This is a genomic window from Methylobacterium sp. Ger2507 (assembly GCF_055231875.1).
Genome location: NZ_JBUYVC010000001.1, coordinates 1519894 through 1533146 on the forward strand (window position 1 = coordinate 1519894; position 13253 = coordinate 1533146).

14 protein-coding genes are annotated in these 13253 nt (G+C 64.1%); 4 read left to right on the top strand and 10 right to left on the bottom strand.

Going from position 1 to position 13253, the window contains the following annotated elements; translation table 11 throughout:
* Positions 1-88 precede the first annotated feature (88 nt).
* The 6 genes from ACV7NL_RS07050 to ACV7NL_RS07075 form a co-directional block, all read right to left on the bottom strand.
* On the bottom strand, positions 89-397 hold the full coding sequence (locus tag ACV7NL_RS07050; protein ID WP_463355268.1) for a hypothetical protein: 309 nt from the start codon (positions 395-397) through the stop codon (positions 89-91).
* A 159-nt stretch (positions 398-556) separates the two neighbouring features.
* On the bottom strand, positions 557-1087 hold the full coding sequence (locus ACV7NL_RS07055) for a metallophosphoesterase family protein (protein ID WP_463355269.1): 531 nt from the start codon (positions 1085-1087) through the stop codon (positions 557-559).
* Between the two features lie 28 nt (positions 1088-1115).
* Positions 1116-2216 (bottom strand): cell envelope integrity protein TolA, encoded by a 1101-nt coding sequence (tolA, locus tag ACV7NL_RS07060; protein WP_463355270.1) that lies wholly within the window; start codon positions 2214-2216, stop codon positions 1116-1118.
* A gap of 4 nt (positions 2217-2220) precedes the next feature.
* A complete protein-coding gene (tolR, locus tag ACV7NL_RS07065) occupies positions 2221-2718 on the bottom strand; it encodes a protein TolR (protein WP_056178885.1) in 498 nt (165 codons plus the stop codon).
* Positions 2719-2873: 155 nt separating this feature from the next.
* On the bottom strand, positions 2874-3566 hold the full coding sequence (locus ACV7NL_RS07070; protein WP_463355271.1) for a MotA/TolQ/ExbB proton channel family protein: 693 nt from the start codon (positions 3564-3566) through the stop codon (positions 2874-2876).
* 53 nt (positions 3567-3619) lie between these two features.
* Positions 3620-4033: a Tat pathway signal protein gene (locus tag ACV7NL_RS07075; protein WP_463357070.1), complete on the bottom strand. Its 414-nt coding sequence runs from the start codon at positions 4031-4033 to the stop codon at positions 3620-3622.
* A 566-nt stretch (positions 4034-4599) separates the two neighbouring features.
* Here ACV7NL_RS07075 and ACV7NL_RS07080 point away from each other — a divergent pair.
* Together ACV7NL_RS07080 and ACV7NL_RS07085 are read left to right on the top strand one after the other, a co-directional pair.
* Complete coding sequence (locus ACV7NL_RS07080; protein ID WP_056483720.1) at positions 4600-5070, top strand: Hsp20 family protein; 471 nt, start codon at positions 4600-4602, stop codon at positions 5068-5070.
* Between the two features lie 76 nt (positions 5071-5146).
* Positions 5147-5431 (top strand): BQ00720 family protein, encoded by a 285-nt coding sequence (locus ACV7NL_RS07085; protein WP_056483723.1) that lies wholly within the window; start codon positions 5147-5149, stop codon positions 5429-5431.
* On the opposite strand, the gene ACV7NL_RS07090 is transcribed toward ACV7NL_RS07085, so the two are convergent.
* Complete coding sequence (locus ACV7NL_RS07090; RefSeq protein WP_463355272.1) at positions 5428-6207, bottom strand: alpha/beta hydrolase; 780 nt, start codon at positions 6205-6207, stop codon at positions 5428-5430. The genes ACV7NL_RS07085 and ACV7NL_RS07090 overlap by 4 nt on opposite strands.
* Before the next feature lie 182 nt (positions 6208-6389).
* Here ACV7NL_RS07090 and ACV7NL_RS07095 point away from each other — a divergent pair, with 182 nt between their 5' ends.
* Positions 6390-7622, top strand: a complete 1233-nt coding sequence (locus tag ACV7NL_RS07095; protein WP_463355273.1) for a glycosyltransferase family 4 protein — start codon at positions 6390-6392, stop codon at positions 7620-7622.
* A 188-nt stretch (positions 7623-7810) separates the two neighbouring features.
* On the top strand, positions 7811-8332 hold the full coding sequence (infC, locus tag ACV7NL_RS07100) for a translation initiation factor IF-3 (protein ID WP_244476923.1): 522 nt from the start codon (positions 7811-7813) through the stop codon (positions 8330-8332).
* 192 nt (positions 8333-8524) lie between these two features.
* On the opposite strand, the gene ACV7NL_RS07105 is transcribed toward infC, so the two are convergent.
* The 3 genes from ACV7NL_RS07105 to ACV7NL_RS07115 form a co-directional block, all read right to left on the bottom strand.
* Positions 8525-9091 (bottom strand): carboxylesterase family protein, encoded by a 567-nt coding sequence (locus ACV7NL_RS07105; protein ID WP_463355274.1) that lies wholly within the window; start codon positions 9089-9091, stop codon positions 8525-8527.
* Between the two features lie 279 nt (positions 9092-9370).
* Positions 9371-11701 (bottom strand): amylo-alpha-1,6-glucosidase, encoded by a 2331-nt coding sequence (locus ACV7NL_RS07110; RefSeq protein WP_463355275.1) that lies wholly within the window; start codon positions 11699-11701, stop codon positions 9371-9373.
* Between the two features lie 161 nt (positions 11702-11862).
* Positions 11863-12996, bottom strand: coding sequence for a glycosyltransferase family 4 protein (locus tag ACV7NL_RS07115; RefSeq protein WP_463355276.1), 1134 nt, complete (start codon positions 12994-12996; stop codon positions 11863-11865).
* Positions 12997-13253 lie beyond the last annotated feature (257 nt).

Genomic DNA, 13253 nt, shown 5'->3' on the forward strand with positions numbered 1-13253 from the left:
ACCTTGGCGGCGGCGAATCATCGGCCGGGTGGGATGGGAAGGTGCATCGTTCGGGTCCGGAAGGGCGTGCGGGTCCGCACCCTGTCAGTCAGCAGCGGTGCGCAGCTTTGGCAGCCCGCAGAGCGCGAGTTTCACTGCGCAGGTCGATAGCGACGACGCCGGCACCGCAATCCTCGAATGCATCCCGGGCATCCGCATAGCGGTCTCCAATCTCGTCCAGCGTGTCACAGGCGCGATCGTGGTTGCCGAGCCGAGCCTCTTGGCGGAACTGGAAGCGGAGCGCGTTGGCCTCATCGACTTTGCGCTGCGCATCGAGACAGGCAGGGGCTGCGAGGGCAGGAGCCGCGAGACTGATAAGGAGCATCGTGCCGAGCGTAAGTCGAAGCGGGTGACGCATGGAAACACCTGAGATGTGGACACTGGGGCGTGCGGCCGGTGAATTGAATTCACGGATCGTTCGAGAGTGTCCGCAAGTTGAGAGTTGGCTTGGCCCAAAACGAAATAGGCATTGCGCTGCTCGTCCTGCGTTCAGGTTTCGGAAACGGCGCACCCGTCGCTAAGGTTCCACGCTTTTGTGCACTGCCGTCCGCTTGCGGCGGGAGGCCAGGATCGCTGCAAGACTGACCGGAGCAGGACCCTGAGCGTCAATTCCGACATCATACTGTCGGGGTATGGGCTTCAGGCGGTTGTGCGAGTGCCCATGCAGATTGATGGCCCCCCGCCCGATCCCGTTCCAAGTGCGAAAGGCGTAGTGGCAGAGAACGAGGCGACGGTCATCGACGGTGAGTTCGGCGTAGTGTGAAACCGACGTCCAGTCTGATGCGCGCAGCGTGCCAGGCCCATCGTTGTTGCCAACGATCAGGTGCTTGGTCCCGGGAAGGGATGCGAGGATCTCGGCGATGCGGGTGTCCGAAGGGCCGAGAGCGAAGTCGCCGAGATGCCAGACCTCATCCTCCGGCTTCACCACGGCACTCCAGGCGGCGATCAAGGCTGCGTCGTGAGCCGCAAGGTCCGGATAGGGACGCTTGTCGATCCGCAGGACCCGCGAATCTCCGAAATGTGTGTCGCTGGTGAACCACACCGGCATGATCAGCGCCTATTACCGGACACCTTGATTACCGCCCTGGGCTGAAGCGCAGCGGGACGGTCACGGCCAAGCTGCTCAGAGTGATGCCGGCGGGGGCGGGCGGAAGCGAGCCGCGTACGGTCGCCAGGGCTGCGCTGTCGATCGCACCGATGCCGCTGCTGCTGGCGAGGCCCGCACTCAGAACCTGCCCGGAGCGGGACACGGTGAATCGCACCACAGCGACGCCACCGCTGGTCCCCGCCGCCGCATTGGCGTTCATCCGGCCGCGAATGGCGGAGCTCAGCATACCCTGCCAAGCGCGTAGGGCGTTCGGGTCGTTGCCACCAGCGGCAGCGCCGGCACTGCTCTGACGGGACGCGGACGCGGAGTTCTGCTGCGCACGCCCCTGGCTAGCGGTCGCGGCCGCACGGCGGGCCGCTTCCTTTGCGGCCTTGGCCTTCGCCTCTTTGGCGGCTTCGCGCCGCGCGTCGGCAATTGCTTCGCGCCGCTCCTCTTGCTCTGCCTTCAGGCGAGCCTCACGGTCGGCCTTGCGCTTCGCCTCCCGCTTGGCTTCGAGGATCTTGGCCTGGTCGGGCTTAGGCTTCTCGATTTCCGTTGGCTTGGGAGCGACAGCGACGGTGGGTGGCGGCGGAGCCAGCGCGGGCGCTTCCGGCGCCGACGAGGTGATGACCTGATCCTCCGGCGGCGGCTCCGCCACCGCCTCCACCGGTGGCTGCACCGGCGCATCCGTCGGCTCGGCCATCGTGGTGGCTTCCGGGGCGACGGGTGTCGCGTCCGGTGGCGGCGGCGTGGTGGCTTCCGGTGGGGCGACCTCCGTCGTCTCCATCGGCTTCACCACCGGCTCGGCTTCCGGTGTTTCGACGGGGTTCGCTTCGGGCGGAGCCGGGCTCGACGCGGCTTGCTCGGCTGGCGACTGTGTATCTGCCTCCGTCATCTGCGGGGCGAGATCGATCGTGACGATGTTTTCGCCAGGAGGTGCCGTTGGCGCGGCGCCGAACACCATCATGCCGACGAGAGCCGCGATGTGCAGCGCGAGAGCGACCAGGAAGGCATAGGCGAGGCCGGATGGGCCTTGCCGCTCCGGGACGCGTGTCGTTGCGAAGGCGCTCGGGGGTTGAAGGACACTCATGAGATCAGCGTGGCGTTCCGCTGGCGGCGGCAGGGGCAGGGGCCGCCGGTGCCGAGGGCAGCGCGCCGCCGGGTGATTGCGCGATCAGCGAGACCTTGGAGAATCCCGCCTGTCCGACGAGCCCCATCACTTCCATGACCCGACCATAGGGGACGTCGCGATCCCCGCGCACCAGCATGACCTGGTTGGGATCCTGCGCTGCCAATGTCCGCAGACGTGGCAGGATCGTATCCGGGAACAGTTCTTCCTTGGCGAGATAAGGCTTGCCATCTTTATCGATGGAGATCTCGAGCGGTTTCTGGGCCTGCGCTACCTTCTGAGCGGTCGTTTTCGGGAGCTGTACCGGCACGCCCGTCGTCATCAGGGGCGCGGCTACCATGAAGATGATGAGCAGCACGAGCATGACGTCGACCATCGGGGTGACGTTGATCTCGGACATCGGCGCCGCGTCGAGGCCATCCTCGTCATCGCCGCCGCCGGCGCGGATCGAACCCATTGCCATCGTGAAGCGGCCCTCCGGGGCCAGGGTGGACGACCGTAAGCCGGCCCATCGCAGAGATTGCTGTGTCTGAATCGGCGCTGTCGTGGTACCGAAACGGCTCTGAATTGACCTGGAACCCGATCAGGCCCGAGAGATCACCGCTGCAATCCGCACCGTCATTCCGCTGCGGCGGCGCGTCCGTGGACAGTCCGGTCGCGGGCGAGTCGGTTGCCGAGAATTCCGATGGTCGAAATGAAGCTCGACTGAACCCGGCCGACATCGTTGATGAGCTTGTTGTAGGCCATGACCGCCGGGATGGCGACGATGAGGCCGATGGCCGTTGCGAACAGTGCCTCGGCGATGCCGGGGGCTACGACGGCGAGGGAGGTATCCTGGCTCTTCGCGATCGACGAGAACGAATTCATGATGCCCCACACCGTGCCGAACAGACCGATGAACGGCGCCGTCGAGCCGGCGGTGGCCAGCAACGGTAGCCCGGTCTGCAAGTGCTTGATGCGTGAAGTCAGGGCGGCCCGCATCGCGCGCTCGATACGATCGCGCCGCTCGGCACGGGTCTCGGTGGCATCCTGATCGCGCCAAGCCTCGACGGCAGCTCCCGTGATCTGGGCGTCGATGCCACCACCGGAGGCTTCCAGCGCGCCTCCGGAGCGCACCAGGGCATCGAAGGCGCGAGCCTGACGCTTGGCGGCCGCAACCCGTACGATCTTCTCGAACACGACGGTCCAGCACGCGATCGAGGCGACCACGAGCAGGAGCATGACGCCCTTCACGATCGGATCGGCCTGCAGGAACAGTCCGAAGAAGGATAAGTCGTGGGCGACTCCGGCCGGCGCGGCTGTCGGGTCCATGGCGGGCTCTCTCGGTGCGTGCGGGTTGCTGACGATAGGAAGAAGGGCGCCGCTCAGCGCGTGAACGTCGCTGCCGTTTTGCTCTCGGTCTCGATCCGCTCGAGGCAGGTTTCGCGACTGGCGTCGCCGCCCTCACAGGAGAGCACATCGTTGAGAAGGACCCGGCTGATCTTCGGGCAGGCAATCGCAGGGAAGTCGAACAGGCGAACCATCGTCTTGCGGTCCTGAACGGGGCCGAGTTCCACGGCCAAGCGCTTTTGAGCGATCCCGTCATTGTCGAACGCGAAGAGATCGACCTTCAAGGATTTCAGTGCCTGGCCTCGGCTGTTATCGACCAGGAGGTAGGTCCGGCACGACTCACCCGCCGGTTCCAGGCGGTTCAATTCCAGCTTCAGAACAGGTCCCTTGCTGTCCTGTGCTGCGGCCTTGTCCTGAGCCATCGCCGCGCCGCCGAAGCCGGCGAGCATCGTCAGGGAGGCGAGGCCTGACACGAGGTGCCGCGCTGCACATGTCTTGATAGTTTGCAAAGGCCGTTCTCCGATCACGCCGTGCACTCCATTCAAGGGGCCCGTCGCCCTCCGCGACGCTCCCGACGCCTGCACGCGGTTCCGGCTCGACAATCAGTCGTGACAGACCGGAATGGCACGGGTTCGATTCGACATGCGCCATAGAACGAGGTCGAAAGACCGCGTTCGGGGCGCTCGTCGTGCGAGGCCGGCATATCCGAGATCGTGACCGTAGATCAAGGTCAGGGCCGAATATCAGAGGAATTCCAAACTGTTACTCGTCGGCCTTCCAATGTCCAAGCTTACGCTGTGCCACAATATCCTGAAGCAAGATGCCGAGAATACCCAACCCTCTGCCAAGTCAGGCAGATGACGCATCCCGGCCAGACCCGGGATGCATCAAGCCCTTGATGCATCAGACCCTTGATGCACCCAGCAGCCACCTCCATATCGCTGTGACCGGTGAGCGATCTCCGGGAGGGGTGCTGCGCAGGCGGGCCCCGATCACCGAAGTGCCTCATGAAACAATGTTTCGGGCTTCGCTGGAAGGACATGCGTTTGTGACGACTCGGCCCTCTCCGTTCGGACATCCCTTTCTTCTCGGTTTCGACGAAATCGAGCAGGCCCTCGACCGCGTGTCGAAGGCGGCTAATGACGGCTATCCGCCCTATAACATCGAGCGGCTGCCACGCACCGAGCAACAGCCAGAGCGTCTTCGCATCACCCTCGCAGTCGCAGGCTTCACCCGCGATCAACTCGATGTGATGCTCGAGGAGAGCCAACTCGTGGTGCGGGGTCGGCAGGTGGACGACAAGACCCGGCAGTTCCTCCATCGCGGCATCGCAGCGCGACAGTTTCAGCGGGCCTTCCTGCTTGCCGACGGCATGGAGGTGATGGGTGCCGATCTATCCAACGGCCTGCTTTCCATCGACCTGACCCGGCCTGAGCCGGACCGGATCGTGCGCAAGATCGCCATCGCATCCCGCGACGAGGTGTGATGTCGGGGGCTTCAACGCATATAGACCACCGGGAAGCGATCCCGGTGTACCGCTCTGCCAAGAAGGAGGGCAGTCCATGACCGAGTTCAACACCAATCCGATCACCGAGGCCGATCTCGACCCGGCCGAGTTCAACGCGGCCGATCTGGCGGCTTTGGGTGAGGGGCACATTGCCTATGTGCGCGCTATCCGATCCGATGAGGTGAAGCGCATCTTCCCGCAGGCTCCCGATCTCACGCCTGGTCTCGACCTGTTCGCTCTCCTGTCCGCCAGCGGCGCGCCGATCCTGTTGGCCGATTCGCGCGATGCGATCGTGGCCAATGCCGCAGCCAACGATCTGTACACGGTCAGTCTTCACTAGGCTGACATGTCGGTCACTGCCCTAACCAGCCGTGCGAGATCTTGCGGTCGGGACAGCCGGTGGTCTCCGTCGGCGATGAGGGTGAGCAGCGTGCCGGCCTTCGGCAGGGATTGGACCACCTTCAAGGCGTGCGTATAGGGAACATCGGGATCGTCCATGCCCTGCAGGATGTGAACCGGACAGCCTGGATCGAAGGCATTGCCAAGCAAGCGGTGCCTTCGTCCGTCCGCGATGAGGGCTTTGGTAATCGGCACCGGGGACGGATCATAGGCGCTGGGCCTGAACCAAGCCCCGTCTCGTTCGATCGTGGCGCGGATATCCGGGCTGAAACGCTCCCAGAGCAGGTCCTGTGTGAAATCCAGCGCCGGGGCTATGAGAACGAGCCCCGATGGCGGCCTCTGCTGTTGCGTGAGTGCCTGCGCGACAAGGCAGGCGATCCACCCACCCATCGATGATCCGACCAGCAGCGGGCGCTTCGGCGCGAAGGTTGCGATTACCGCTTGGGCGTCCGCAAGCCACGTCGAAAGGGTAGACTCGGCAAAAACACCGTCCGATTCACCGTGCCCAGTATAATCGAATCGGAGGAATGCACGTCCATTCCGTTCGGCCCAAGCATCGAGCGCCATCGCCTTCGTCGCGCCCATATCGGAGCGGAAGCCTCCGAGCCAGACGATCGGGGAGCCATCGCCGGCCCGGCATCGCACCGCGATTCGTCGTGCCTTTCCCCCTTCGCCGACGACGATGAATTCCGGAGCTTCGCCCTGCGCAGACGTCATTTCTCAACCTTGACTCGACGGTGCCTCGAACTGAATGCATCGCTTTCGCATTTCGTTTACCGAGCCGTAAAGCGCAGCGTTCAAGCTGCGTCCATGACCGATACGCCGGACGGACGCTGCCACTTTCGGGAAGACTACCCGAAATCGTCTCTCGAACTTCGGGCCGTCTCGGCGCGCGTATTATGAACGGCGAGGTCCGCGGCGGATTTCCGAGCGAGCGCGCGCCGCTCTCCGGTGCCACCATCCTGCAGATCATCCCCGAACTGGACGCAGGCGGTGCCGAGCGTACGACCGTCGATGTCGCCGCAGCTCTCGCAGCCGCCGGTGCCCGAGCCCTGGTGGCCACCGAGGGCGGGCGCCTGGTGGGCGAGTTGCAGGCGAAAGGAGGGGTCTGGCTTCCCTTCCCGGCGGCTTCGAAGAACCCATTCGCCATGGCGTTGAATGTCGGGCGGCTCGCGCGGCTTTGCCGGCGTGAGGGGGTGCAGATTGTCCACGCTCGTTCGCGGGCGCCGGCCTGGGTGGCGCTCGGTGCCGCTCGCCGCATGAAGCTTCCCTTCGTCACCACTTATCACGGGAGTTATTCCGGCCGAACGGGCGTCAAGGTCCTGTACAACTCCGTGATGGCGCGCGGCGATGTCGTCATCGCCAACTCGCATTATACCGCGGCCCTGATCCGCTCTCTGCATCCGGAGCAGGCAGGCGACCGGATCCGGGTCATCCATCGCGGAACCGATCTCTCCCTGTTTACGCCTGCCGCGGTCCTCCCGGCCCGGGTCGAGGCTCTGCGACGGGCCTGGGGTGTCGCCCCTCACGAGCGCGTCGTGTTGTTGGCCGCGCGCTTGACCGCGTGGAAGGGACAGCGCGTCCTCATCGAGGCAGCAGCCCTGATGCGGGACCGGGGCGTCACCGACGTCGCGATCGTGCTGGCCGGCGATCCGCAGGGGCGCGTCGCCTACGAGCGCGAGCTCGACGCCCTTGTCGCCGCCCGCGGCCTGCGGGGCATCGTGCATCGGGTCGGGCATTGCGCCGACATGCCCGCAGCGTTCCGGGCAGCCTCCGTCGTTGCGGTCCCATCGGTGGAGCCGGAAGCTTTCGGGCGCTCCGCGGTCGAGGCGCAGGCGCTCGGGACGCCCGTGATCGTGTCGGATCTCGGTGCCGTGCCGGAGACGGTGCTGTCGCCGCCGGAGGTGCCGACTTCGCAGCGGACGGGATGGCGGGTTCCTCCCGGTGATGCGGCGGCTTTGGCCGATGCCCTCTGCGAAGCGCTCTCGCTCGGTGCGAGTGCCCGTGATGCCATGACCCGCCGCGGACGGATGCATGTGGAAGCCCATTTTTCGTTGGAGGGGATGGTGGGCGATACGCTCGCGGTCTACGCAGACCTCCTTGCGAAGCAGGCGCTTGCCACGCACCGATGACCGCGTCGGACCCGATGAACCAAACGGCGACGACCGTGTTGACTTGCACGAGACTTTCGCCAAGGTGTCGCAACGAATTTCGCGAGCGATGGGTGGCCAGGATCGACCCCAAACGGGGCTTGGGTTCGCGGGCTGCCGTTTCGTCGTTTCACTAGGAGAACAAAGCCATTCGTAGACCTATGAGAGCTATGCCGGCCCCGCAGAAGGACGGGCCGCGCGCCAACCGGGATATCCGTGGCGTTCGCGAAGTGCAGCTCATCGACGACACCGGGCAGAACCGTGGCGTCGTCGCCTTCTTCGACGCCATCGCCTTGGCCGAGGAGGCAGGCCTCGATCTCGTCGAGATCGCTCCGAACTCCGTTCCTCCCGTCTGTAAGCTTCTCGATTACGGCCGCTTCCGCTTCAACGAGCAGAAGAAGCAGAACGAAGCGCGCAAGAAGCAGAAGACGGTCGAGGTCAAGGAGATCAAGCTCCGTCCCGGCATCGACAAGCACGATTACGACACCAAGATGAAGGCCGTGATTCGATTCTTCGAGGAAGGTGATAAGGTCAAGGTGACCCTGCGCTTCCGCGGCCGTGAGATGGCGCACCAGGATATCGGGTTGCGCCTGCTCGAGCGGGTCAAGAACGAAACCCAGGAGATTGCCAAGGTCGAGAGCGAGCCGATGCTCGAGGGACGCCAGATGATCATGATCCTGGCACCGCGCTAAAGCAGCCGTCTGAGGTAAGAATGGCTCAAGGCGTCGTTCCCTCCGGAACGGCGCCTTTTTGGTTGACTGAAGGAGCGACCAGCGGAGGCACGGTCGACCGCCGCCGTTCAAGCATCCGCAGCCACAAGGCCGGACTGCTTAGGCCGGATCGGCGGCGTGACGGCCGGTCGCGGGCAGGATGGTCAGGCGAGGCTACTGTGTGCCCCCGCGACATCGGTAGAGAGCCTCGACGACTTTGGTTGCTCTGTCTGGCGGCGTGATCTCATCGTGATCCCCGTCAAAGGCCGAGAGCGGCATATCCTTTAACGCGCAGACCGTCAGCAAATTGGCATCCCGGTTGAAGTTACCATGTCCTCCGATCGGCACTGCGGCCGCAAAGAGATGGGGCTGCTTGATTGCCCAGCGCCAAGTCTCGTTTCCGCCGATGGACCAACCTGTCAGAGAAATGCGGCTCGCATCGATTCTGTAGATGCCGCGCAGGTCGGCGAGCAACCGCTCGATCCGCTCCGTTTTCCACCGTCCACCGATCTGGAGGCTGCCCTTGGCCTCGGGCGAGAGAACGAAGAACGGTGCGCCCGGGTGCGAAGCGAGGGCTTTGGGCGATCCCCATAGCTTCACGAGATCCAGATCGTCGCCGAGGCTGCCCGCGCGGTGGAGATAAATCACGAGTGGCCATTCCTTGCGCGGCATCGCTGGGTAGCCGTGAGGTACGAACAGCAGATAGGAACAGCTGTCCGATGCAGCCGCGGGATGTGCCATCTGCTCGCCTCGCGGATGTCATCGGCCCTCGCGTCGGCCCGTGCAGCGGCCAGGACGAGGCTACAGAGCACGACAAGCATGCTCGATATCAGTCTCGGCTTGAGCCTTTCCCGCTTCAAAGCTGCTGTAGGCCGATCCTCAGCGCGGGTGCGTGCCACAGTCTTCTGTGTAAGCGCGTGCCGAAATTCGTATGTCTGACCGGAAGGTATTCGCTGGCATCGGGTGCGAAATCGAAGGGACGACGCCGGAGACCGACGTTTCAGGCGCCGCCCGATCGAATCACTTGAGCAAGGAGATCTGCGCATCCCCCGTGCGGCGCAGAACGTTCACGGTGACGTCCTCGCCATAGCGTTGCAGGCGCAGATCCACCCGCGAGGTGCCGATCTTCAGGTTGAAGATCGAGACACCATCGAGGAAGGGCGGCAGGGTCGGGTTGCGGAAGCGGACCCGGTTGCGATCATGGTCGATTTCCAGACCCAGGCAAGCCGCCAGGAAGGCGAAGGGCGCCGCAGCAGCCCAGGCCTGCGGTGAGCAGGCCACCGGGTAGGAAACTGGTCCTCGCTGGTGGCGCCGCATGAAGCCGCAGAACAGCTCCGGCAACCGCTTCTGATCCTGGTACAAAGCCGTATCGAACATGCCCTGGAAGATGCGCGAGGCTTCGGGCTTGAGATCATAGCGCGCCAGCCCCAAGGCGATCAGGGCGTTGTCGTGCGGCCAGATCGAACCGTTGTGGTAGGACATCGGGTTGTACCGAGCCTCGCCGCGGGCGATCGTACGCACGCCCCAGCCGTTGAAGCCGTCCTTCGACAGCAGGTTGGCCGCGACACTGGCCGCACGCTCCGGCAAAGCGATGCCGGTGAAGAGCGCGTGGCCGGCGTTCGAGGAGCGGACTGCGCATTGGCGCTTTTCGCCATCGAGCGCGAGGGCGTACGTGCCGATCGCCTCGCACCAGAACGCCTTGTCGAAATTCTGCCGGAGCGCCTTGGCTTCCTCGCCGAGACGCTGGGCAAGGTCGTCCCGGCCGAGAAGTGAGGCGAGCTTAGCCGCCCCATTCTTCGCCGCATACACGTAACCCTGGACCTCACAGAGGGCGATCGGGCCCTTGGCGAGGTTCCCATCGGTATGGAAGATCGAATCGTGGCTGTCCTTCCAGCCCTGATTTTCGAGGCCCTTGTCCGTGTCCCGAGCGTATTCGACGAAGCCGTCGCCGTCGCGGTCGCCGTACTTGTTCATCCATTCGAGCGCCAATTCGAGCGCCGGCCAGATCGCCGAGATGGTCTCCAGGTCGCCCGTGACCGCGTAGTATTCCCAGGCCAGCATCACGAAGAGTGGCGTACCGTCGATGGTGCCGTAGTAGTGGCGGAAGGGCACCTCGCCGAGCATGGCCATCTCGCCGCGACGGGTCTCGTGCAGCACCTTGCCGGGCTGCGCATCCGCGGCCGGGTCGATCGCCTTGGCCTGCGTCGACGCGAGGTAACGCAGAACACCCTTTCCGAAGTTTGGATCGATCCAAAGCGCCATCATGGCGGTGATGATGCCGTCGCGCCCGAACACCGTCGAGTACCAGGGGATCCCAGCAAACGGATAGATGCCCTCCGGCGTCCGGCTCGCCAGCATATAAAGATCGGCGGTTGCGCGACAGGCTGCCTCGTTGAACTGGTCGTTCGACGAAATGATCGTGGTGATGCCGGCGGTGAGCTGCCGCAGATCACGGCGCGAGTCGCGATATGCCCGCGCGAAGATCACACCCTCGGCAAGGCCCTTCGGATGGCGCGCGGAGGCCGTGCTGCCGGCGGCATGGGATAGCCCGGCGGCAGCATCTTCACCGACGCGCTCCGCGGCAGGCGCGCTGGTGAAGGCGCGGTGCGATTCAAAGACGACGCGGAGGAACAGCGAGGCGCGCCCCCCGGGCGGCAGGGAAACGACGAACTCGGCCCGGCCCGGCTCGATATGCTTCGGCTTCGGACCGAAGTGGAGACTTGTGGTCCGTACCACCTCGTCGAGGCCGGCGTAACGGAACTGGACCTCGGCATCGCTCGCCACCTGCACGCTTCGCTTGCCGCGTACCGGGCGATCCATGCCGCGAACTTCGAACAGGTCGCGGAAATCCGCGTCGAAGGTGACGGCGACCTTGAGGTGCCAATGGCGGGAATCGTAATTGCGTAGACCGATCCGGTCGTAGCACGCACCCTTGAAAAGGAACTTGGTGCGCTCGATCGCGATCAACTCACGCGGGATCGTGGTCTCGTCGTGAGCGTCGATGCGGATGTCGGGCGTCGTCATGTCGACGCTGAGCGCGCCGTTGTCGTCCTGCATCACAGAGGAGAGCAGTAGGGGGCGCTGGTCCTCAATGGTGACGTGCATGCGGGAGAGATAGCGCGTGTCCTGGAAGTAGAGTCCTTCCGGACCCGGCAGCACTCCAATGTCGCCGTAGCTGTCGAGAACCGCAAAGGCTTCGCCGTATTTCAGCGATCGGAGTGGGCGTTCGACCAGGGATGTCTGCGCTTCGATATGGTACTGCGGCAGAACTTCATCGGCATCCTGGAAGCCTTGAGAAATCCGCGTCTCGCTTGCGGGCTCGGAGGTCGCCTTCAGTGTATCCGCTGCCATGCCTGCGCATCTCCGAAAAGGGGGGTCGAATCGAAAGAGCCGCCGGTCGCAAAGTGCGGCGCGGCGGCCCTCAGTGGCAGAGGTAGTGCGGCAATCTTGCGGCGCCAGCCCGCTCCGGAAGCGAGCAGAATCGGATTCGCAGAGGCCGTGGCTTGGCCGAATTAGGCCGGCATGGCGGCGACCGAGATCTGCGGCAGCGCGGAGCCATTCAACTCGCCGTAGTGGGACGTGAAAGATCCCGCATGCGGAAGCTTGATCACCGAATTAGTGCCAGCAAGCAATTGCTCGTAGGCAGACACGTACTTGCGCACCATGCACTCAGCGGTGAAATTTCCCTCAAAGTGCTTGCGCACACCGGCTCGGCTCATAGACTTGACTTTATCGACTGCCGCGACCGCATCATCCATCGAATCGCACAAGACGCCCGAGATGCCGTCGGCAATGACCTCCGGCACGGAGCCGTTGCGGAATGCGATTACGGGGGTTCCAGCCGACATCGCCTCAATCATGACGAGGCCGAAGGGCTCCGGCCAGTCGATCGGGAAGGCGAGGGCGAGTGCGTTTCCGAGGAAGTCCTTCTTCTGCTCCTCGTTGATCTCGCCGATGAACTCGATGAGGGGATGATGAATCATCGGCTCGATGACCTCGTCCCAATAGTCCTGGTCAGCCTTGTCGACTTTGGCGGCGATTTTGAGCGGCACGCCCGAGCGGATGGCCATCTCGATGGCCCGGTCGGGCCGCTTTTCCGGCGAGATGCGGCCGAGGAAGGCGAGATAGCCGCCCTTGGCCTCCGGATAGAACGGGCAGTTCTGTGCTGGCAGGCCGTGATGAATCGTCGAGAGCCAATTCACGTTCTCCGGCATCGGATCACGTTGGTTGTCTGAGATCGACACCAAGGGCATGCCCGTGAAGGTCCGATAGACCGGCATGAAATCCGGCACATCGAGGCGACCGTGCATCGTGGTGAGGCACTTGTGGTTCAGGTCCTCGAACATCGGATACTGCAAGAGGTCGATATGAAAGTGCAGGATATCGAACTCATGTGCCCGTTTGTGCACATGGTGAAGCATCGCGAGATGGCTTGCGGTGTGGTCGCGATAGCCCAGCAACCTCAGGCCTTCCGGCGTGCAGGCCGCGAGCTTGGCGGACGTCTCGGAGTCGCCGCTCGCGAACAAGGTTACGTCGTGGCCCTGACGAACCAGCTCTTCCGTGATCCACGAGACCACGCGCTCGGTCCCACCATAGAACTTCGGGGGTACGGCCTCCGACAGCGGAGCAATCTGGGCAATGCGCACGAAGCGTCTCCTGTGAGGTCGAATGTTGCGCCGACCTAACGCGATCCGGCCTGAGTGGGACATGAACGAAACGGACGGCCAAGGTTATGGTTCCCCATCCGCGCCTGCCGCCAGATCTCCCTGACAAATGGCCCAGGATGTCCCCGATATCCTTGCGCTGGTCACCGTCCGGTATGGTGAATCAGTCTTCGCTCGTGCCCACCAGGAGGCCGCCTGAGGCCACCCTGCGCGCATCCGTCGTGTTGTGTGGATCGGGT